This window comes from Chryseobacterium amylolyticum (genome assembly GCF_051011775.1).
In the GTDB taxonomy this organism is placed as follows: domain Bacteria; phylum Bacteroidota; class Bacteroidia; order Flavobacteriales; family Weeksellaceae; genus Chryseobacterium.
Map to the genome: position 1 here is coordinate 16,532 of NZ_JBPCHX010000002.1, position 21,835 is coordinate 38,366.

At 37.3% G+C, this 21,835-nt stretch carries 21 protein-coding genes; 12 read left to right on the plus strand and 9 right to left on the minus strand.

Annotated features, from left to right (window positions below):
* Positions 1-94: 94 nt before the first annotated feature.
* The 7 genes from ACR1PO_RS05195 (at position 95) to ACR1PO_RS05225 (ending at position 7,674) form a co-directional block, all read left to right on the plus strand.
* Positions 95-604: a GFO_1088 family ECF-type sigma factor gene (locus tag ACR1PO_RS05195; RefSeq protein ID WP_332385598.1), complete on the plus strand. Its 510-nt coding sequence runs from the start codon at positions 95-97 to the stop codon at positions 602-604.
* On the plus strand, positions 579-1,256 hold the full coding sequence (locus ACR1PO_RS05200) for a hypothetical protein (protein WP_433986082.1): 678 nt from the start codon (positions 579-581) through the stop codon (positions 1,254-1,256). Before ACR1PO_RS05195 ends, ACR1PO_RS05200 begins: the two co-directional genes overlap by 26 nt.
* A 16-nt stretch (positions 1,257-1,272) precedes the next feature.
* A complete protein-coding gene (locus ACR1PO_RS05205) occupies positions 1,273-2,559 on the plus strand; it encodes a DUF4252 domain-containing protein (protein WP_433986083.1) in 1,287 nt (428 codons plus the stop codon).
* 10 nt (positions 2,560-2,569) lie between these two features.
* The gene (locus tag ACR1PO_RS05210; RefSeq protein WP_433986084.1) at positions 2,570-3,073 is read left to right on the plus strand and encodes a DUF4252 domain-containing protein; all 504 of its coding nucleotides are present in this window, start codon (positions 2,570-2,572) and stop codon (positions 3,071-3,073) included.
* Between the two features lie 26 nt (positions 3,074-3,099).
* A complete protein-coding gene (locus ACR1PO_RS05215; protein WP_433986085.1) occupies positions 3,100-3,804 on the plus strand; it encodes a hypothetical protein in 705 nt (234 codons plus the stop codon).
* A gap of 187 nt (positions 3,805-3,991) precedes the next feature.
* Positions 3,992-5,452: an IMP dehydrogenase gene (gene guaB, locus ACR1PO_RS05220; protein WP_332385604.1), complete on the plus strand. Its 1,461-nt coding sequence runs from the start codon at positions 3,992-3,994 to the stop codon at positions 5,450-5,452.
* A gap of 350 nt (positions 5,453-5,802) precedes the next feature.
* Complete coding sequence (locus ACR1PO_RS05225; protein WP_433986086.1) at positions 5,803-7,674, plus strand: GEVED domain-containing protein; 1,872 nt, start codon at positions 5,803-5,805, stop codon at positions 7,672-7,674.
* 54 nt (positions 7,675-7,728) lie between these two features.
* On the opposite strand, the gene ACR1PO_RS05230 is transcribed toward ACR1PO_RS05225, so the two are convergent.
* From ACR1PO_RS05230 to ruvC, 5 genes are all read right to left on the minus strand, one after another.
* Positions 7,729-7,938 (minus strand): KTSC domain-containing protein, encoded by a 210-nt coding sequence (locus ACR1PO_RS05230; RefSeq protein ID WP_332385606.1) that lies wholly within the window; start codon positions 7,936-7,938, stop codon positions 7,729-7,731.
* Positions 7,939-8,013: 75 nt separating this feature from the next.
* Complete coding sequence (locus ACR1PO_RS05235; protein ID WP_433986087.1) at positions 8,014-8,697, minus strand: T9SS type A sorting domain-containing protein; 684 nt, start codon at positions 8,695-8,697, stop codon at positions 8,014-8,016.
* Positions 8,698-8,702: 5 nt separating this feature from the next.
* Positions 8,703-9,296, minus strand: coding sequence for a phage tail protein (locus ACR1PO_RS05240; RefSeq protein ID WP_433986088.1), 594 nt, complete (start codon positions 9,294-9,296; stop codon positions 8,703-8,705).
* A 158-nt stretch (positions 9,297-9,454) separates the two neighbouring features.
* Complete coding sequence (locus ACR1PO_RS05245; RefSeq protein ID WP_433986089.1) at positions 9,455-10,528, minus strand: DUF4407 domain-containing protein; 1,074 nt, start codon at positions 10,526-10,528, stop codon at positions 9,455-9,457.
* 148 nt (positions 10,529-10,676) lie between these two features.
* Positions 10,677-11,231: a crossover junction endodeoxyribonuclease RuvC gene (gene ruvC / locus ACR1PO_RS05250; protein WP_002976203.1), complete on the minus strand. Its 555-nt coding sequence runs from the start codon at positions 11,229-11,231 to the stop codon at positions 10,677-10,679.
* 94 nt (positions 11,232-11,325) lie between these two features.
* Here ruvC and ACR1PO_RS05255 point away from each other — a divergent pair, with 94 nt between their 5' ends.
* Positions 11,326-11,811 (plus strand): hypothetical protein, encoded by a 486-nt coding sequence (locus ACR1PO_RS05255; RefSeq protein WP_433986090.1) that lies wholly within the window; start codon positions 11,326-11,328, stop codon positions 11,809-11,811.
* A 2-nt stretch (positions 11,812-11,813) separates the two neighbouring features.
* The gene (locus ACR1PO_RS05260; RefSeq protein WP_433986091.1) at positions 11,814-13,172 is read left to right on the plus strand and encodes a T9SS type A sorting domain-containing protein; all 1,359 of its coding nucleotides are present in this window, start codon (positions 11,814-11,816) and stop codon (positions 13,170-13,172) included.
* A gap of 28 nt (positions 13,173-13,200) precedes the next feature.
* On the opposite strand, the gene ACR1PO_RS05265 is transcribed toward ACR1PO_RS05260, so the two are convergent.
* Positions 13,201-13,725, minus strand: a complete 525-nt coding sequence (locus ACR1PO_RS05265) for a 2'-5' RNA ligase family protein (RefSeq protein WP_433986092.1) — start codon at positions 13,723-13,725, stop codon at positions 13,201-13,203.
* Between the two features lie 81 nt (positions 13,726-13,806).
* On the opposite strand from ACR1PO_RS05265, the gene ACR1PO_RS05270 reads away from it, so the two are divergent.
* On the plus strand, positions 13,807-14,130 hold the full coding sequence (locus ACR1PO_RS05270) for a PadR family transcriptional regulator (protein ID WP_313002003.1): 324 nt from the start codon (positions 13,807-13,809) through the stop codon (positions 14,128-14,130).
* Positions 14,127-14,846 carry a hypothetical protein gene (locus ACR1PO_RS05275; RefSeq protein WP_433986093.1) on the plus strand — a complete coding sequence of 240 codons (720 nt, stop codon included), beginning with the start codon at positions 14,127-14,129 and terminating at the stop codon, positions 14,844-14,846. Before ACR1PO_RS05270 ends, ACR1PO_RS05275 begins: the two co-directional genes overlap by 4 nt.
* An 18-nt stretch (positions 14,847-14,864) precedes the next feature.
* Here the strand turns inward: ACR1PO_RS05275 and ACR1PO_RS05280 are convergent, their stop codons facing one another.
* A complete protein-coding gene (locus ACR1PO_RS05280; RefSeq protein WP_433986094.1) occupies positions 14,865-15,974 on the minus strand; it encodes a serine hydrolase domain-containing protein in 1,110 nt (369 codons plus the stop codon).
* Between the two features lie 162 nt (positions 15,975-16,136).
* Between ACR1PO_RS05280 and ACR1PO_RS05285 the strand changes: the two genes are divergently transcribed.
* Positions 16,137-17,543 carry a pyridoxal phosphate-dependent decarboxylase family protein gene (locus tag ACR1PO_RS05285; RefSeq protein ID WP_433986095.1) on the plus strand — a complete coding sequence of 469 codons (1,407 nt, stop codon included), beginning with the start codon at positions 16,137-16,139 and terminating at the stop codon, positions 17,541-17,543.
* 35 nt (positions 17,544-17,578) lie between these two features.
* Here the strand turns inward: ACR1PO_RS05285 and ACR1PO_RS05290 are convergent, their stop codons facing one another.
* Positions 17,579-18,289 carry a Dph6-related ATP pyrophosphatase gene (locus tag ACR1PO_RS05290; RefSeq protein ID WP_433986096.1) on the minus strand — a complete coding sequence of 237 codons (711 nt, stop codon included), beginning with the start codon at positions 18,287-18,289 and terminating at the stop codon, positions 17,579-17,581.
* A gap of 174 nt (positions 18,290-18,463) precedes the next feature.
* The gene (locus ACR1PO_RS05295) at positions 18,464-21,811 is read right to left on the minus strand and encodes a methylmalonyl-CoA mutase family protein (RefSeq protein WP_433986097.1); all 3,348 of its coding nucleotides are present in this window, start codon (positions 21,809-21,811) and stop codon (positions 18,464-18,466) included.
* Positions 21,812-21,835 lie beyond the last annotated feature (24 nt).

The following is a 21,835-nucleotide window of genomic DNA, read 5'->3' on the forward strand; positions in this document are numbered from 1 at the left end:
TTATAATAAAAACTTCAAATTTTTTTGAAGTTTTTTTATTTTTGATGTAATAGATCTGTAACGGCAATTGTCTTACCTATAAGAAACAAAACTCATGACCCAAGAAACTTTCAAGAATACGGTGTTTATTCTCAAAGACGAGATGTATCGTTTTGCGAAACGGTTTGTCATGAGCAGTGATGAAGCAGAAGATGTCGTACAGGATCTCATGATGAAGTTTTGGCAGAAGAGGGATGAGCTTGAGCAGTTGGGGAATTTTAAATCCTATGCGCTGAAGTGTGTCCGGAACGAATGCCTGAACAGATTGAAACATCACGATGTAAAGATAGGCTTTGCGGATATGCAGCTTCACCGCTCGGAGCTTTACAGTATGGAAGTTGATAACCTTAAGGAACATATTGTAGGATTTATCAATCAGCTCCCCGAAAAACAGAAGATGGTCATCCACTTGAAAGATGTAGAAGAATATGATGTTTCCGAAATTTCTGAAATGCTGGAAATGGAGGAAAATGCAGTAAGGGTAAACCTGATGCGTGCGAGACAAAAAGTAAAAGAACAAATCTCACAACTGATGAGCTATGAAAAAAGATCAATTACAAAATAAATACGACGAAATCTTCCGGGAGATGAAGGAAGAAAAAATGGACTGGAGCTTTGAGGATTTTCTTCAGACTGCAGAAGGTGCGGAACCTGAACAGGATACTACACCTGTTATTCCGCTGGACGGAAAAAAGAAACCCTCCTTTCCCAAATGGTTCTGGATGGCAGCCGGAGTAATACTGGTTTTCAGTATCGGGTTTTTCCTGAATAATTATAATACGGATGTTCAGGATAAAGAAAAGCTGGTAAAAGATGAAATCCTGAAGCAGAAATCGGGGTTTATTGAAGAAAACAGTGATCACCAGGAACAGGTTGCCGTTAACCATACCGATTCTATTTCCGGAACAAAAAAAGATTCCGTATTTCAGGATAATCAGGTAGCGGAAAAAGATGTAATGGATGAAATCCTTCCAAAAAGAGGAAGACTTAAAAAGGAAACCAGACCAAGATATGTCAGCAATGCCTCAAATAACAAAAATTTAAGTGATTCCGCAGCTGCGTACAATGACTCTTATGTGATTGTAAACGGAAAAAGAATCAGCAGTGAAAAAGAAGCCATAGATGTTGCCAAATATTCCTTTATGAAATTAGGAAATGAATTTAAAAAAACAGTAGCATCTTCTCAGAAAAACGAAAATCTTGACAGCGAATACTAAAAATCAGATCAATCTCATGAAAAGAATATTTTTTATAATAGCCATAATGCTAAGCAGCTTTGCAACTTCTTTTGCACAGACTGATAAACTGAACAAGCTTTTTCAGGATTTTGAAAAAAATGGGGGAGTAACATCCATCAATATCAAAAAACCGATGTTCAAACTATTAAACACCATCGATGTTGATGATGCTTACGTAGGAAAAATAAAGCCTATTTTGAACGATGTTGATGGTCTTAAAATTCTGATCATCCCCAAAATTACCTTTCCGGACCGCCTGAAAGATGAGAATCTTGCCAATGTAAAAATGAACGAAGAGAAGACAGACAGGGTGAATAAAGCTTTGAAATCTCTCAATTTCAATGAGCTGATGTCAATGAACAGTGACGGGACTTCGATGAAGTTTCTTGCAGAAGATGAAAAAGATAACTATCTGGAAAATCTGGTGTTCAACGTTGATTCCAAAGAAGAGAATATTATTTTTATTCTTAACGGAAAAATGAAATTGTCTGATGTAAACAAGATCATCAATTCCGGAGAAACAGCAACATCCTCTGTTACATCTTCGGTAAGAAGCAGTCTTACTTCAGATAATACATCCTCCTACCTGAACGGCGACAGCAGAAATGTAGGTGAATTCTCAAGAATAGATGCCAGTGTAGGGGTAAATGTTACCTTTAAACAGGAAAATCCAAGAAGTGTAAAAGTAATTGCTGATGCGGACAAGCTTCAGTATGTCATTACTAAGGTGGAAGATGGGGTTTTAAAGATATATGTTGACAATAAAGGTGTAAGAAATCTAAGATTTAAAAACCTGAATATTAATGTTTCTGCTCCTAATATTAATAGTATAAGAACATCATCAGGAAGCGTCTTTACAGCAGTGAATCCTGTTACAGAAAACAGCCTGGCAATTGAAGCGGAATCCGGTTCTATTATTAAAGGAAAATTCAATGTAAAAGAAGCAGCAGCAGTGGAAGTAAGCTCCGGTTCTGTATTGGATGTTGATATAAAAACCTCAAAACTTGTATTGGATGCTTCAAGCGGAGCCAGTATAAACTTATCCGGAGAAGCGGCTTCTGCAGTAGTTGATGCCAGCAGCGGTGCTTCCTGTAAAGCAGATGATCTTAAAATTGCTACAGCGGTGGCAGAATCTACTTCAGGCGCAAGTCTCTCTCTGTTAGTGACCGATAAATTAAAGGTGAGTGTTTCATCAGGAGCCTCTGTGAAGCTGAAAGGAAATCCGGAAGTAGATGCGAAAGTAGACAAAGTTTCCGGAGGAAGCTTCAGACAAATCAAATAAAAACTACCCTATGAAAACTCTTAAAAACATTTTCTTCGCTATTCTGGTTGTAGGTATGCTTCAATCGTGTATCGTTTCAGAAAAACCGAATATTGATTTTTTTCAGAATTCAGAATATGATTTTAAAGGAGCACAGTTTGCGAGTGTTAATGTTCCCATGTTTCTTGCTAAATCTTATATTAAAAAGGCTTTAAGGGAAGAAGGGGAAAGTGAAGAGACAATCAGTCTGATAAAAAAGGCCTCAAAAATAAAGGTGCTTACTGTGACCAACGGAAGCAGAGAAATGCTTAATGACTATGCCCGGTATCTGAATGATCACCATTATGAAGAATGGGCCACTATACATCATGACGAAGATAATATCAATGTAAGGGTAAAGCAGGATGGAGATGTGATTAAAAATATGCTGCTCACCGTAGGCTCTGATACTAATGAAATGGTATTTGTAGATGTGAAAGGAAATTTCACACCAGATGATATCTCAAGAATGATTAATTCTGTTTCCGTTAAATAATCCTGATAATTCCAAATCTTCATCGCATGGAAAAATTAATAAGAGAAGTCCGGATCCTTAAAATCTATGCAGCTGTGCTTACCATATTATGTCTCATGTTTTTCTTTCTGGCATTTAAAAACCAGGCATCAAGCGAACGCTTTAAAGAAATAGATGTAGAACGGATCAATATCATTGAGAAAGATGGTACTTTAAAAATGGTGATCAGTAATAAAGAACGCCAGCATCCCGGATTGGTAAACCATAAAGAAATGAAACCGCGTGAAAGAGAGGCAGGGCTTATCTTCTTCAATTCTATGGGGGATGAATGCGGAGGTCTGGTATATGATGGAAATGACAAGGGATCCGGAATGGTATATTCTGTAGATCAGAGGAATACAGATCAGATTATGCAGCTGCAGTATTCTGAATCAGCAGGAAATGATAAAAAAAGAGCATATGGATTGAAGCTTTGGGACAGACCGGATAATTTTCCATTGGAAGATCTTATTAAAGCGGGAGATTCTATCAAAAAACTGAACAATCCGGAAGCTTCAAAAAAAGCATTTGCACAACTACAGGAAAATGGCAAGCTGGGAAGTGAACGTTTCTTTGCAGGTAAAATGGCTAATGGTGATGTGGGCATTTTTATCCGTGATACAAAAGGTAAAATAAGATTAAAAGTGTATGTGGATAAAAATAATCAGACGCATATTGAAAATCTGGATGAAAATGGAAACTTGGTTAAATAACCTTTTATCAAAAATTATAACACGTAACAAGTAGTTTCTACATATTCAATTATTTTGTACCGTAACCGTTCTGCTAAAAAGAACGGTTTTTTTTGATTTAAGTTATTGATTATTAAATTTTATTTAAACTATTAAAAAGGATTTTCATATCTCACCAAAATAACCTAATTTTGCAAAGAAAGTAAAGATGTCTATTCATAACAAAATTGTAGAGACAGCCATCACTTTCGATGACGTTCTTCTAGTCCCTTCTTATTCAGAAGTTTTACCTAATCAGGTTTCATTAAAATCAAGACTTACCGACAAAATTACGCTGAATGTTCCGATAGTTTCCGCTGCGATGGACACTGTTACTGAAGCTGATCTGGCTATCGCCTTGGCAAGAGTCGGAGGGTTAGGCTTTATTCACAAAAACATGACGATCGCTGAGCAGGCTGCTCAGGTAAACCGTGTGAAGCGTTCCGAAAACGGAATGATCTCGGATCCGGTTACATTATCTAAAGACCATACTTTGGGAGAAGCTAAAGATCTTATGTCAAGATATAAGATTTCAGGGCTTCCGGTAGTAGATGCCGATAATGTTCTGATCGGAATTATTACCAACAGAGATGTAAAATATCAGGAAAATCTTGATATGAAAGTGGAAGAGATCATGACCAAAGAAAACCTGATCACTTCAGACAAGGATACCAATCTTGAAAAGGCGAAAGAAATCCTTCTTAAGAACAGAGTTGAAAAACTTCCTATTGTAGATAAAGATAATAAACTTGTAGGGTTAATTACCATCAAGGATATTGATAATCAACTGGAGTATCCTAATGCTAATAAGGACCAGAACGGTCGTCTTATTGTAGGGGCAGGAGTAGGAGTAGGTGAAGATACACTGGCGAGAATTGAGGCTTTGGTACAGGCTGGTGTTGATATCGTAGCAATCGATTCTGCACATGGTCATTCTAAAGGGGTTTTAGACAAAATTTCAGAAATCAGAAGAGCGTATCCGAACCTTGATGTTGTAGGAGGAAATATCGTAACTGCAGAAGCTGCTAAAGACCTTATTGAAGCTGGTGCTAATGTACTTAAAGTTGGAGTAGGGCCGGGTTCTATCTGTACAACAAGAGTAGTTGCAGGAGTGGGAGTACCTCAGCTGTCTGCGATCTATAACGTTTACGAATATGCTAAGTCAAAAAATGTAACGGTAATAGCTGATGGTGGAATCAAGCTTTCAGGAGATATCGTTAAGGCTATTGCGAGTGGTGCAGGAGCAGTAATGCTTGGTTCTCTTTTAGCGGGTACGGATGAAGCTCCGGGAGAGGAAATTATCTTCCAGGGTAGAAAATTCAAATCTTATCAGGGAATGGGAAGCCTTTCAGCAATGAAAAGAGGAGGTAAAGAGAGATATTTCCAAAGTGAAGCTAAAAAATTCGTTCCGGAAGGGATTGAAGGTAGAGTACCGCATAAAGGAAAACTGGAAGATGTGATTTTCCAGTTGACAGGAGGTCTTAGAGCAGGTATGGGATACTGTGGTGCAAAAGATATTGAAACACTTCAGGAAGATTCTAAACTGGTAATGATCACAGGAAGCGGATTAAAAGAATCCCACCCTCATGATGTAATTATTACACAAGAAGCTCCGAATTATTCTTTATAAAACGATAATTCAAAATTAAATAAAAAAACCGCACTTATTGTGCGGTTTTTTTATTTTGTGACTGTTTTATAATGATTTGATTTTCAGTGTTTTGTTTTCACATTTCGGTTTTATTGTATTGTTGATTTATTTATTTCTTTGACTATTTTTTGATTATAATTTAAATAAAATAACTGCTGTTTGTGACTGTGTTAATTTTATTTTTTATTTAAAATGTAACAATATTTAACTTTTTTCTACTAACTGTAATAAATTTTAAATTATTAGCCTTTTTTTTAGTGAGTAATATTACTGATTTACATTTAGTATTAATAAATTTGCAACTTGTTTAATTTTTTTAAAATATTGAAATGAAGAAAACTATCCTTTGTGGGGCATTGTTACTATCCCTTTCATTATCTGCACAGCAAAAAAAAGAGTGGTGTGATTTTGATAATGAACAGAGAGTACACCAAAAACAAAATGAGGAAATTGATGAAATGATTCGCAATATCCGTAACAAAATTATTAGCAGTAATCAGAATACCGCTGCTAAAAATGGAAGCGCATATAAAATTGTAAATGGAGTTTATGAAATTCCTGTAGTAGTACACGTGATAGTACCTACAGGTTCTGCTCTCGGAACAGCTTACAATAAAACGGATGCACAAATTCAGGCTTGGCTTGATCGTTGTAATCAAATGTATGCAGGTACTTATCAATGGGCGCAGGGAATTCCTGCTGATTTTGGTACTGCTGCTACAATGCCGATTAAGTTGGTATTGGCTAAAAGAGACCCGAACTGTAATGCCACTACAGGGATTGTCAGATATAACGGTGGGACTCTTACGGGATATGATACGTATGGAGTAAAGCGTAGTGGTACAAATGGTGTTACTACAGATGAGGTAAAAACAATTGCTCCGCACTGGCCTGAGGCTTCTTACTTTAACATCTACATCATGAATAAAGTAGATGGTGGAGGACAATACGGAATTATGGGCTGGGCCGGACTGCCTCAAAATGCTGATGCTAACTACGAGTCCTTCATGAAATCTTTTGTGGTTACACTACAGGACGATATTACGCTTGCTCACGAATTTGGGCATAGTATGGGACTGCTTCATACATTTGGTAATGCTAATGCTCAACCGCCACAAGGAACAACTTCTACAACTTACTGCCCGGCAGCTACCAATAATTGTGCTACAGCTGACGACCAGGTTTGTGATACAGAAAGATCAAGAAGTTTACTGAATGATTTTCCTGCCCCTACCAACAGTGACATGAATTATTGTACAGGATCAAATTATCAGGGAGTACAGTATAACATGATGAATTATACCAATCCAACGGCATTTAAATTTACAAATGGACAACATGACAGAGCTGCTCTTTACTTCTTTTTAATGAGAGGCTCTCTGAGTACTTCATTAGGGGCAACTGCTCCTTCAACTGCAGCTTCCATTGGTACACCTATTGCCGCAACCTGTAATCCAAGTGGTATATTAAATGCATCAAGTAATTATTTTGTAGGGCCAACTCTTGTAAAATTGGGAAATATTAATAATGCCACAACCGGATATTGGCAGGGTTCTACCGTTTTTTATGAAGACTATACAGGATCAAGCTGTTTAAAAGCTACATCAACTGAGCTTTCTGCAACTGGAACTCATACTCTTCAGGTAAATGTAACGGATTCAAATAATGAAGTAAGAGTGTGGATCGATTATAATAATAACGGTACTTTTGAAGCTTCTGAATTGGTTGCTTCAGCAGATAATATTGTGGCAGATCCGGTTACAGCTATCGGTACTTACAGTACTACCATTACGGCTCCTGCTTCAGTGGTGCTTAACACTCCGCTAAGAATGAGAGTTCTTGTAGATGATGAGAACCCTAATATGACTCCTTGTGGACAATTAATGTATGGTCAGGTTGAAGACTATACAGTGAAATTTGTGACCAACTTAGGAACAAGCGAAGTAAAAGCAGATAACGGAGATTTAACTATTTATCCTAACCCGGTTGCAACCGGAGATAAAATCTTCATTAAAGCTAAAAATGGTAAGAACCTAAAAGTTTCTATTTCTGATATGTCAGGAAGACTGATATCAGCTCCATCTGTAACTGAAGAAGGAAATGGTGTTTTCAAAGTTGATCAGCAGTTAGAAAAAGGAGTTTATATGATTCAGGTTTCTAATGGAAAAGATTCTAAATCTTCTAAATTGATTATTAAATAAGCTGATTATCACTTACAATAAATATAAATGTCTCCATTCTTATGGGGACATTTTTTATTCAATCTTAACATATTTAAATCTGGGCTTGATAACTTTGTTCAGGAACTGCCCTTTAGATCTTGCCTTTCCGAACTTTTCAACAATATCTGCGGAGACCTTCAGATAGTCATAAACCGCTCCTGACTGATATATAATTCTCAATATTTCAGTCTCAGGGAAATAAATGAAATGGTTGACAACACTTGATGGCATAGTATGATCCATGCAAAAAATATTCCTTATCCTGAAAATAAAAAGCCTCCGGAAATACCGGAAGCTTTAATTATGTGTAAAAACAGCTTATTTTTTCACAAATTTAAATTGATAAGTCTGAAAATTTCTGGTATTTATTTTTAATATATAGCCGCCAGGCACAAGCTGCGAAACATCAATTCTGGAATCAAACATATCTGATTTTACAAGACGCCCATCCATATTATAAATCTGGACAGACATACCGTTATCAATACCGGAAATACTGATAAAATCTGTTACAGGGTTAGGGAATACCTGAATTTTATTTTTCGTAAATTCTGATGTTCCTAGCGTTGTAGTCTGCACATCACCCGTCATTGTAGAATTTGCTGTGGTAAGATTTCCATTACAAAGCCCAGTCGTAAATGCTGTATTCTCAATCCAGGTACCAATATTGTTGCCAGGAGGAAAAGAGACTGTATTATTTCCTGTTGAATTATAATAGATGAGTTTAGGATTTGTAAATGTACCATATCCCTCATCAGCAAGAAACTCCCATCTTGTAAGAGTATTATTCCATTGTATTTTAAATTCACAGGTGCCTAGGCCGCTGCAGGGTTCTCCGTCTACAGGAGTGGTAACATAGATGCTTTTGTTATTTGTGTCAACTCCGGTTTTATTAAAAATAAAAGTTTGATCATCAAATAAATTAATGCATCCTTTAAAAGTTATAGTCTGAGCAAAAGCTGTGCTTCCGGTTATCAGACATAATAAGTAAAGAATTTTCATAGGAATTAATTTTGTGATGGATAGACTCCGGCCAATGCAATGATACATTTCAGGGTAATAAAAGGAGGTCTGTTCTCATGGGGCTGGTTTCCTCCTGTATTTCCTACCATCGTACTTTTCATCGTAGTGTTAGCAGCCGTATCAGAATATTCTTTATCAAGACCTTTTGTATCAGCAGGTAAATTATTGGTAGGGGTACTTTGATTTCCTTCCGCCGTTACAGCATTTACAGTATGATTGTGAGCCGGCATTTGTGTTATCAGTAAGGTTACACTTTCAGTTCCGCCGGTCTGTCCCATTGTGTAGGTAGTAGGCCCTCCCGGAGCCTGTCCGTTATGAACAAGTACCCTTCCTCTCATATCAGGTAGGGCAAATGTGGTAGTTCCGTTCCCTCCATAAGTGGTTCCTAACAATGAAAAAAGTGCTTGATTCTGAGCGATGGGCAGGAGCTGCCCATTACATTCTGCCCAGTATTTTGGAGCAAAATTATAAGGTACAAAGGCTATTTGCCCTAAAAATGGTTCTGATGCCTGAGCTTTTAGGGCAGGAGCAAATGCACTGCATATCAGCAGCGTACATGCAAAAAGTAAGTTTTTCATGATAACAAGGATTTTAAGTAATATAAAATTAGAAAATATTTCGCATAAAATACTTAAATAAAAGAAAAACCTTTCACTATAAAGTAAAAGGTTAGATTTTATTTATTGAAAGTGATATTATTATAGATTTTTTCTCTAACAAATAGTGCTAATGTACTCTACTGATTTTTCAAGCTATCTTTAAAATCCTCAATTCTGAAATCTGTCAGTGTATTTCCTTTTTCAATTTTTTCCTTGGAATACAGTCTGAAATCATTTTCTGTTTTTTCTAAAAGATAGTCATAAGGTCCAATATGAGAAATTAACTTTACCAGAACCGGAGAAATCTCAAGACATATAAATAGCCCCATGATAAAGGCGGCAGCAAGTCCTATAATAGCAGAATTTTTACCAAGCTCATCTAATGCCTGAAGTCTGGCTGCAAATCCGTTGAACTTATCTTCAAAAGTTTCTGTAGATTTTCTTTCTGTTTCCAGATTGGTGTATACTTTGGAAATTTCCTTGTCTAAATATTCCAGTCGTGGAGCTGACTGTTTTTGGAAGTTCTCAAGATCCTGTCTGCGTTGCTCTTTCAATTCCTGCTTACGCTTGGCATTGGGGCCATAACCTTCTTTTCCGCTGGTTAACCCGGACTGCTTTCCCAGGATTTCCTTTTCAAGTTCTACAGAAGCAGAATCATAAGCCTTCTGATACTGAGCTATTTTTCCTGAGATCTGTTGTTTTTCTGTCTCAAAAGGGCCGCTTTGCTGAAGAATTCTCCCGTTCATTTCTCCCTGAAGCTGTTTTTTATTTCTTTGTATAATGGTGTTCAGCTGTTTGTTTACTTCTTTTTCAAAAATTTTAAGTTCCAGCGGCTTTGAAATGATAATTCCCAGAAATGTAGCAAGTATAAGACGCGGAATGGCCATCAGAATCTGATTCCACCACGTTCCGGTTTTTTTAATGGAAGAAACAATATAACGGTCAAGATTAAAGATCATCAATCCCCACAGAATTCCAAATCCTACGGCTGCCCAAATATTGTCAAATACCGTATACATAGCATAACCTGCAGATAATGTGGCGAACACTGCAGTAAAAAGCACAATCCCCCCAATTCCGGAAAATTTATTCCATTCGCTTGGAGTCTTTCTTAAGATATGGATGTTCCCGCCTGAACATACCATCAGAAATTTTTGGAACCAATTTATTTTATGAGTCCCTTGATTTATAGTTTGTTGGTTTGTTTTCATACCTGAAAATTTATACAAAGGTAGTACTAAAAATCATACCAATGTAAAAGATAGTATTATGTTTTACCAAGTAATTATGTGTGTTTGTATAAAATACTGTCTTTGAGAGGATTAAATTTTCTTTAAAAGATTTGTGAAATAATAAGCATTACTTCAATCTGTCAGGATTCTGTTTTAAAAAACTTTCCCATCCGGAATATGATTTGGTATCCGTAATGGTTCCGGAATTGAAATGATGGCATACAGCAACCGCAAGACCATCAGAAGCATCTAAATATTTGGTAGGAAACTCTTTTAATTTAAGAAGATTCTGCAACATTCCTGCTACCTGTTCCTTACTGGCATTTCCGTTTCCGGTAATGGCCATTTTGATTTTCTTTGGAGAATATTCTGTAATCGGGATATTCCTGTAAAGACTGGCTGCCATGGCAACTCCCTGGGCGCGCCCCAGCTTCAGCATACTCTGTACGTTTTTTCCGTAAAAAGGAGCCTCAAGGGCCACTTCATCAGGATGAAACTCATCAATAAGAGACAGTGTCCTTTCAAAAATATATTTAAGCTTGGTTTCGTGATTGGGGTATTTTTTTAAGATCAGTTCATGGATAGAAACCAGCTCCATTTTTCCTTTTTTTACGGAGATGATACCAAATCCCATTACAGTTGTTCCCGGGTCAATCCCTAAAATTATTTTCTCTGAAATCATTGCTTCAAAGATAAGACTTTCTATGTTGTAGTATAAAAAAGTATCTTCAACGATTTTTATTCTTAAAGTTTAGTAACTTTAAAGAAAAATAATCATGAAAAATGTATTTAATGTACTTATTGTTCCTGTATTTCTGTTATGCAGCTTTCAGAAAGAAAATAATTTAGCCCAAAAGAAACATTCAGAAAAAGTGACAGCAAAGAGCGACCGGATTATTTACTTGTTTTTCAAGGCTGGTAAAGATCAGTCGGGCAATACAAAAATTACTCTCCAGAGCACAAAAATTACAGAAGGAAGATTAAAATATATGCCTTCTTTTGAAAGAGATAATGTCCGTCAAGGCGATCTCATCATCACACTTACAGGTCCTGATGGTAAAGAATCGGGAAAACAGCTTGTAAAGGATCCTTTTAACCCGGAATTGGAAGTGTATGAAAAAGAAGGGATTTCCAGACATAAGGCTTCTCTTCAGAATACAGAATTCAGTACCCGGTTTTCTTATTCTGAAAATGTTCAGTCCGTAAAAATTGAAAAGGCAACTGATGATGGTGTACAACTAATATTCACCCAAAAACTATAATTATGAAAAAAATTTTATTATCCCTTTTGATAGGTGGCAGCTGTTTTGCCCAGACATTTGAGACCGTTCCCCTTTTACAGAACGGAGATAACAGTAAAAGAATTGTTATTGCAGTGTTAGGAGACGGGTTTACCTCGGCACAGCAGTCTGCTTTTACCACATCAGCTCAAAATACCGTCAATTATCTTTTTACAAAAAGTCCCTATACAGAATATAAGAATTACTTTAATGCCTATGCAGTAAAAGTAATTTCTACAGAATCCGGGGTAAAACATCCGGGAACAGCAACAGATGTTACAGAGCCTGTAATTCCTGTAACCAATCCTGATAATTATCTGGGTTCTACCTTCGATGTCGGAGTTCACAGATGTATATACAGTAATACAACAAACAAAGTAGGACAGGTTCTGGCTGCTAATATCCCTGATTACGACATCACCTATGTGTTGGGTAATTCTACAGAATACGGAGGTTGCGGAGGTACTTATGCTTTTGCTTCATTAAACGGTTCTTCCAATGAAATTGTTGTACATGAGCTGGGGCATTCTTTTGGAAAACTGGCCGACGAATATTGGTTCTCGGGTTCACTGGAGTCTCCGAATAAAACACAGAATTCTAATCCTGCAACGATTAAATGGAAAAATTGGGTTGGATTGAATGGAGTAGGAGTATACGCTCATGCAGAAAGCCCAACATGGTTCCGCCCACATCAGAGCTGTGAGATGAGATACCTTAACCAGCAGTTCTGTTCCGTATGTAAGGAGGCAATTATTGAAAGAATTCATACTCTGGTTTCTCCTGTAGACTCCTATACACCCGCAAATAATGCGACTGTTGATGCTGCTTCCAATGTTACTTTTACGGTCAACGAAATTCTTCCTATTCCAAATACTCTTGTGAATACCTGGAGCTTAAACGGAACAACACTGGGAACGACAGGGAACAGTGTTACGATTACTCCGGGACAGCTTAATAGCGGAAATAATACCTTAACATTCTCTGTAGTGGATAACAATCCGCTTTTGAAAGTAGATAACCACAGCACACTTCACGTTACCAATGTTTCCTGGACACTGAGCAAATCAACTCTAAAACTTTCAGAAGTGAAAGCAGAAGAGAGACGATTCAGTATCTATCCGAATCCTACAGACGGAGAATTTTTCATTAAAGGAAAACAGGAATTTGCAAAAAATGTGAATGTTGAAGTGTATGATGCTTCCGGAAAACTGATTCCATCCGGATTTGAACTGAAAGATTCTGTAATACGGGTTGATATTAAAAACTATCCTGCAGGGACTTATCTGCTGAATGTAAAAGAAAATAAAAACCTTATCATTTCCCAGAAAGTCATAAAAGAATAATTATAAAAACCGGCTCTTGCAGCCGGTTTTATTTTTCCAGTCCCTTTTCTGCAATAGGAACCCATCTTCCATCATGACGTAAAAGTAATATTTTATCAACTAAGAATTTCGTTTTATATTCCTTCGTTTTATATTTTTCCCACGCTTTGAGATAATTCTCCCAGGTTAAATTTCTGTATCCGACAGTCATATGTGGATTAAAAGAATATTGACCAAAATTAAAATGTTCTTTTATCTTATGGTAAAGTTCTGTTAAATGTACATTTTCCTTTGGATGAATATAAAGTACGGGATTTTTAGGATTGGGAAAGCTCCCGAATCCATCCAGTTCAATTTCAAAAGGACCCATTTCTGTATTGATTTTCTGGAAAGCTGTGTGAATATCACCTTCCAGTTCAAGTTCTCTTGAAAAAGGTGGGAGAAGAGTAATATGGGCCTCATTCTGCAGTGCTTTGGAATTGTCATAATGAAGGGCCAGATCCCTTTTAAAGTTTTTTACTTCTTCAATAATCTCTTGTGGAGGATAGACTGCTATGAAGTACATTTTTTTCATAAGGAAAATTAAAATTTTCTATAGTAAAATCATATACATAAGAAAATTATGCATAAGTTTGTAATGTATATAAACCGTTCCATGAAAAAGAATAGTCTTTACAAAGGTACTCTTCAGAATATTATTTTGAAGCTTCTTACAAAAGAAGTTAAAATGTACGGATATCAGATTACCCAAAGAGCGAAAGAGCTTACTCTGGGTGAGCTTGAAATGACTGAAGGTGCACTCTATCCGTTATTGCATAAGCTGGAAAGTGATGGAATGATCACTTCCGAAATCCAGAAAATCAATGGAAGAGACCGGAAATATTACCTGCTGACTGAAAAAGGGAAAAAACAACAGGCGGAACAGGAAACTGAGATGAAAAGTTATTTATTCAATTTACAGACAATATTCAATATATGATTACTGAAGCACAGGAAAATAAGATTACAGATTATCTGGTAGCCCAGGAGCTTTCATTGGATATTCTGGTAGAAATCAGAGATCATATGGTTAGCCAGGTTTCGGATATTCAGTTCAATGAAAATGTCAGTTTTGAAGAAGCTTTTCTAAGAGTGAAAGAATCCTGGAATGGCGAGTTTAAGATGGTGGATTATCTGTTATTTTATCCGGCTAAAATTCCTTTGATTGCGAAAAGAATTATTCACGAGAAATACAACTTACTTTTCAAAAAATCTTTAATGGTAGGATTACTGGCTTCAGGAATTAATGTATTGTTACTATTTATAGCAGGAGACCAAGAGGAATATACATTGTTTTTCAGGCTTCTTAATGGATCATTTGTATTGATAACAGTATTGATCTGGATTTTTAATTATAAAATATGGAAATATATTAAAGCTGACTTTAAATACAAAGGAAAATGTCTTTATACAATGTATCAGCAGAATCTTGGATTAATGGTTGTATGCGCCAGTTCTATGACACAGGTGGCAATAAAGAGCGGGCATTATGCTTATCAGTTTATCCGTGAACAAAATTATAATGATATTTTAACGGCTATGATTACATTAATCCTCCCATTAATATTGCAGATTGCTCTTAGCTTTTCTGTACTTAACTTTATTGAGCACAAAAAGAATCTGGTAAAAATGCAGGAATTTCTAAAGTCAGTATAAGCAAATTGACCACAGATATTATTGTTTCGATCTCAGTTGTGTAAGCGTATTTTCAAGATGATCAGTGATCTTTTTTACTTCAATGTGAGGTCTGAAAATTACTCCTTTTCCTCTTTCTTCATCAGCAATATTAGACAAAATTATAACAGAGGTTTTGGTGTCCGGATAATAGATATTCAGAGAAGGTGAACCTTTTACATAACCACTGTGGAAATAAGAATTGGGCTGGCCGATATTCAGCATAATTCCATAGGCATAACCCATTTTTCCAAAGATGGCATGATGTCTTTCCGCACTTTTGGCCATAAAAAGTTTCAGTGTTTCCGTTTTTAATATTTTTCCGCCATACAGAGCATTGTTCCATGCATGAAGATCCTGAATGGTAGACAATATTCCGCCGGCCGGAGTCCCGATTTCCTTTCCTCCCAATCTTTTCGGCATGTTGGGAACTTCCTGGAATTTGCCGGGTGTCCCCATATAGGCACTTGCAAAATTATTTCCTTTAAAAATATCTCCAGTGGAAGAATGTGCCATTCCTGCCTTTTTGAAAAGTTCCTGAACATTCTCATCATATGATTTCCCGGAAACCTTTTCCACAATTTTTCCAAGAGTATTGAAGCCGTCGTTTGAGTAGAAGAAATCTGATCCGCTCTTAAACATCAGCTTTCCGCCCATGATATTTAACCCTGAGGTGTGGTTTAACAATTGATGAATCGTTACATTCTCATATTCTTTGGTCTGAAATTCCTTCAGATATTTTGAAACTTTATCGGTTACGTTCAGTTTTCCCTGTTCCATCTGCAGTAAAATTAAAACGGCAGTGAATTGCTTGCTTACAGAGCCTATGGCAAAAATAGTATTGCTGTCAATTTTTGTTTTTCTTTTAAAATCCGAATAACCGTTTTCTCTTCTGTAAAGAGGTAAAGAATCCTTGAAAACGGCAATGCTTCCATTGAAGTGATACTTTTTGAAAGCAGAATCAATCTGTTGTTCCAAAAGTGTTTTCTGAAAAGCTGAGATGGTAGAGTCTATAATTGCTTTTTTATCAACGGGAGTGGCTTTTGGAGTTTCAGTGGTACAGGAAAATAAAAAACAGAAAAGGGGCAGGAATATTAAATTTTTGATCACAGGTGTTGTATTTTTAAATGATGATTGTATTCTTAAAGATACTAAAATATCCAAAAGAGCATTATAGGATGCAAATTGCGTGCTAGAAAGGGTTTTTATACCGGCTCTTTATCATTTTATGGTTCCCTTTTAATATTTTTGAATAATATTTGTCACAAAATTATGAATGAACATTTGAAAAATGATTCAGTAAACGTACACCATCTGCTGAATATTGTCAAAGAACAGGGAATAGAATACCTGAACTCTATTGAAGAAAGACCTACATCTGTAACCAATCATACATTAGAAAAATATGCACTGCCTGATGCTGGATATGGAACAGAAGGGGCTCTGAGGATTTTCAATCAAAAATTTGAACCGGTAATGGTAGCTTCTTCCGGGCCAAGATACTGGGGATTTGTAACCGGCGGCGCTACTCCGGCATCAGTTGCGGGAGACTGGCTTACGACTATTTATGATCAGAATACCCAAACTATGAAAGGTCAGGGTGATATTTCAGGAGTCATAGAAGTGGAAGCAATACGGCTTTTGCAGGAGCTTCTTCAGCTTCCGGAAAGCTTTTTGGGAGGCTTTGTAACGGGTGCTACCATGTCCAATTTTACCTGTCTTGCTGTTGCCCGTCAATGGCTTGGGAAAGCACTTGGAAAAGATATTGCCAGAGAAGGAGTTTCTGAGAAAATAAAAGTGCTGGGTGCCACTCCTCACTCCTCTTCCATTAAGTCACTTTCGTTATTGGGGTTGGGGAGCAATAACATGATTCAGATTAAAATTCAGGGAGGAAACAGTGAAGCCATCTGCCTACAGGATCTTGAGGAAAATATCCTGAAACTGAACGGAGAGCCATTTATCTTAATTTCCAGCGGAGGAACGGTGAATACAGTAGATTTTGATGACTTTAAGGCAATCAGCAGGCTAAAAGAAAAATACAATTTCTGGTGGCATATTGATGCAGCTTTTGGCGGCTTTGCAGCCTGCTCAGCAACACACAGGCATCTTGTAGAGAACTGGGAATTTGCAGACAGTATTACAGTAGACTGTCACAAATGGATGAATGTACCTTATGAAAGTGCTGTATTTCTGATTAAAGAACAATATAAAATCCTGCAGATTGAAACTTTTCAGAACTCCAATGCTCCTTATCTCGGAGACCCTTTGGATAATTTCAATTATTTAAATTTCCTTCCTGAAAATTCAAGAAGGCTGAAGGCATTGCCGGCCTGGTTTTCTCTCATGGCTTATGGTAAAAAAGGATATCAGGAGATTGTAGATGATAATATATCCTGGGCTGAAAAATTTGGAAGCCTGATTGAAAACAGTAGTGATTTTAAACTGCTCGCTCCGGTAAGATTGAATACCGTTTGCTTTACATTAAAAGATGAAGCAAAGCAAAATGAGGTTGATTTATTTCTGGAAAAGGTCAATGATACAGGAAAAGTCTTCATGACTCCAACTTTTTACAATAATCATAAGGGAATAAGAGCAGCTTTTGTTAACTGGATGACCAGTGAAAAGGATATTCATACCGTATTTGAAATTATGAACGAAATTTTCGCTTCATTAAGATAACATCTTGAAAAGCCTGTGAATAATAATCCACAGGCTTATTTTGCTAAAAGATCACAGAACCAGAAGGTATATTCCCCGTCTTCCTCTTCAGGAGTTGTTTTGGGTTTAGGATAGGTTTTCTTTACCGTTTCTCCGATTTCAAACCGGATCGGCTTTCTGAAAACAGGACCGTCAAAAGTAAAGGTGTGAAATTCTCCGTTTTCTCCGCACGGATCTACATTTTCAGGAAGATCATCAATAAACTTCTCATCAATAATCCGGCCTGCAAAACTTTGATCAAGGTAAGATCCGTTCACACACGTTACAATCGTTTTAAAACCAAGGTCTAAAAATTCATGGATGAGGTCGGATGTATCTTTTTTCCAAAGTGGGAATATGGCTTTCATACCGACCGCATTTAATTGATCTTCTCTGAATTTTCTCAGGTCCTCCAGGAAAATATCCCCGAAAATGGAATGGGTAACTCCTTGAGCCTGGATCTTAGCCATCGTTGTACTCATGATTTGCTGATATTCTTCCATAGATGGTTCTTTAGGAAGTTCCATTTTAATTAATGAAATTCCCAGGCTTTCAGCTTGCTTTTCTAAAAGAGAAATAGGTACTCCATGCATGGAAATCCTTTGAAACTCCTGATTAATACTGGTAAGTAGAGTGCGGATCTCATATTGATCCTCCTGTAATATTTTGTAAAGGGCAAGAGCAGAATCTTTTCCGCTGCTCCAGTTGAATAAAGCTTTTGGTTTCATTGTAAATAAAGATCTCCCAAAAATAAGGAGATTCAATGGATTATTTTTTTGATTTGAAGAATTGATTTGGAAACAGGTGAAATGAATGATGGGTAATTCTGTTGATTATTAAAATAAAAACCTCAAAGAATTACTTTGAGGTTTGATTTATAAAAAATGTATGTCCATTAAGGTTTACATATTTCTTCTGTACTTACCGCCCACTTCAAATAAAGCATTGGTGATCTGTCCTAAAGAACAGTATTTCACAGCATCCATCATCACTTCAAATAAGTTCTGCTGGTTGATGGCTGCGTGCTGAAGTTTTCTTAAGGCTTCCTCAGACTTGTTTTCGTTGGCTTTCTGGAAGTTATGAAGAGATTCAATCTGTGCCTGTTTTTCCTCTTCTGTAGAACGGATAACTTCTCCCGGTAAAACCGTTGGTGAACCATCTTTTCCTAAGAAGGTATTTACTCCGATGATCGGATATTCACCGGTATGCTTCAGCCATTCGTAATGCATAGATTCTTCCTGGATTTTTGAACGCTGATACATTGTTTCCATTGCTCCGAGAACACCTCCTCTTTCCGTAATTCTGTCAAATTCTGCATATACTGCTTCCTCTACAAGATCCGTTAATTCTTCAATGATGAATGATCCCTGAAGCGGGTTTTCATTTTTAGCTAAACCTAACTCTTTATTGATGATCAGCTGGATTGCCATCGCTCTTCTTACAGACTGCTCAGTAGGAGTGGTAATGGCTTCGTCATAAGCATTGGTGTGCAGTGAATTACAGTTATCGTAGATGGCATATAATGCCTGAAGGGTTGTTCTGATATCATTGAAATCAATTTCCTGAGCGTGCAGAGAACGTCCGGAAGTCTGGATGTGGTATTTCAACATCTGGCTTCTTTCATCAGCTCCGTATTTTAATTTCATTGCTTTTGCCCAGATTCTTCTTGCCACACGGCCGATTACTGAATACTCAGGGTCGATACCGTTGGAGAAGAAGAAAGATAAGTTGGGTGCAAAATCATTGATGTCCATTCCGCGGCTTAAGTAATATTCCACATAGGTGAATCCGTTAGCCAGGGTAAATGCCAGCTGGGAAACGGGATTGGCTCCTGCTTCAGCAATATGATATCCTGAAATGGAAACAGAGTAGAAGTTTCTTACTTTTTCTCTGATGAAATATTCCTGAACATCACCCATTAATCTCAGGGCAAATTCCGTAGAGAAGATACACGTATTCTGAGCCTGGTCTTCTTTTAAGATATCTGCCTGAACAGTACCGCGAACGGTGGCAATTGTTTTGGCTTTAATTTCTGCATATACTTCTGCAGGAATTACTTCATCACCTGTTAATCCTAAAAGCTGCAGTCCTAAACCATTATTGGATGGAGGAAGTTCACCATTGTATTTTGGTCTTTCCAAACCTTTATCATCAAATTTTTCTTTAAGTTTAGCCTCTACTTTAGCTTCTAAACCGTTTTCTTTGATATATTTTTCAACATTCTGGTCGATGGCTGCATTCATGAAGAAAGCCAGCAGCATCGGTGCAGGACCGTTAATTGTCATTGAAACGGAGGTCAGTGCATTCACAAGGTCAAAACCGGAATACAGCTTTTTAGCATCATCCAGCGTCGCGATAGAAACTCCCGCATTTCCGATCTTACCATAAATATCCGGTGGTAAAGCAGGATCCTGACCATACAATGTTACAGAATCAAATGCTGTAGACAAACGTTTTGCAGGCATTTCTGCGGAAACATAGTGGAATCTTCTGTTGGTTCTCTCAGGACCTCCTTCTCCTGCAAACATCCTTGTCGGATCTTCACCGGTTCTCTTGAACGGATAAATTCCTGCCGTATAAGGGAAACTTCCCGGAAGGTTTTCCTGTCCTTTCCATCTGATCAGATCGCCCCAGTCATTGTATTTTGGTAATGCTATTTTTGGAATTCTTAAATGAGATAAAGATTCAGTTGAGGTTTCAACTTTAATTTCTTTTCCTCTCACAAAATAAGAATAGAACTCGGCATGGAAGGCTTTTTTCGTATCATCCCATGTTTTAAGGAAATCGATGTTCTCCTGCTGAAGCTCTTTTTCTGCTTTTTGGTATTCGGCATCCAAAGCTTCATTGGAAATTATATTTTTTACTCCTTCAATATGATACATTTTTCTGGCAAGCTCAGCCTGCTTTTCAACATTGGCATCATATTGTTTGTTGTTTTCAACAATTTCAGAAAGGTAACGGATTCTTTTCGGAGGGATAATGGTTACTTCATCTGTGATTTCCTGCTCTACAAAAGTATTTAAGTGTAGATCAGAAAACTTTTCGTTTACTTTTGAAACTAATCTGTTGTATAATTCAGTAGTACCATGATCATTAAACTGGGATGCTTTTGTTGCATAAACCGGCATATCTTCCAGCTGGCTTTCCCATAAAAGGTGGTTTCTCTGGAATTGTTTTCTTACTGCCTGAAGAGCATCCAATGCACCACGCTTGTCAGATTTATTTAATGCGACAAGATCTGCATAATCTAACATATCGATTTTTTCCAGCTGTGTGGAAGCTCCGTATTCAGGAGTCATTACATACATGGAAACATCAGCAAAATCTGAAACTTCTGAACCGGACTGTCCGATCCCTGAAGTTTCAAGGATAATAACGTCCGGATGAGCCAGTTTCAATACATTCAGTGCAGAATGAATAAACGGAGAAACAGAAACGTTATTTTCTCTTGTTGCCATGGAACGCATATAAACTCTTGGATCATTGATCGCATTCATACGGATTCTGTCTCCCAAAAGAGCACCTCCCGTTTTCTTTTTCGAAGGGTCAATAGAGATAATGGCTATTTTTTTATCGGTATTTGAACGTAAGAAGCGTCTTACCAATTCGTCTGTTAAAGAAGATTTACCTGCTCCTCCTGTACCTGTGATACCAATGATCGGAATGGTTAAATCTTTGGATTTCTCATCGATGGCTTTTACCAGCTCAGGTTTCTCTTCTGAAAAGTTTTCAACCGCAGAAATGATCTGCGCAATGCTGGAAGGGTTTTCAAAGCTGATATCATCAAGATCTTTTGCCGTAACATCTTTTCCTGTAGCAAAATCTGATCTTTGTACCAGATCATCAATCATTCCCTGAAGACCAAGCTCACGGCCGTCGTCCGGAGAATAAATTCTGTCGATTCCGTAAGACATAAGGTCTTTGATCTCTTCCGGAAGGATTACACCGCCGCCGCCACCAAAAATCTTGATCTGAGGTGAGTTCTTCTCTCTCAACAGGTCGTAAATGTATTTGAAATATTCATTGTGACCTCCCTGATATGAAGTTAATGCAATGGCATTGGCATCTTCCTGGATCGCTGTATTTACAACTTCCTCTGCAGATTTATCGTGTCCTAAGTGGATCACTTCGCATCCTGTTCCCTGTATAACACGACGCATAATATTGATCGCAGCATCATGCCCATCAAATAATGAAGCAGCAGTTACGATTCTTACCTTGTTGGTTGGAGTATATTTTTGGGTTTCCATAAAAATTCTAGACAGTTTCTAAGT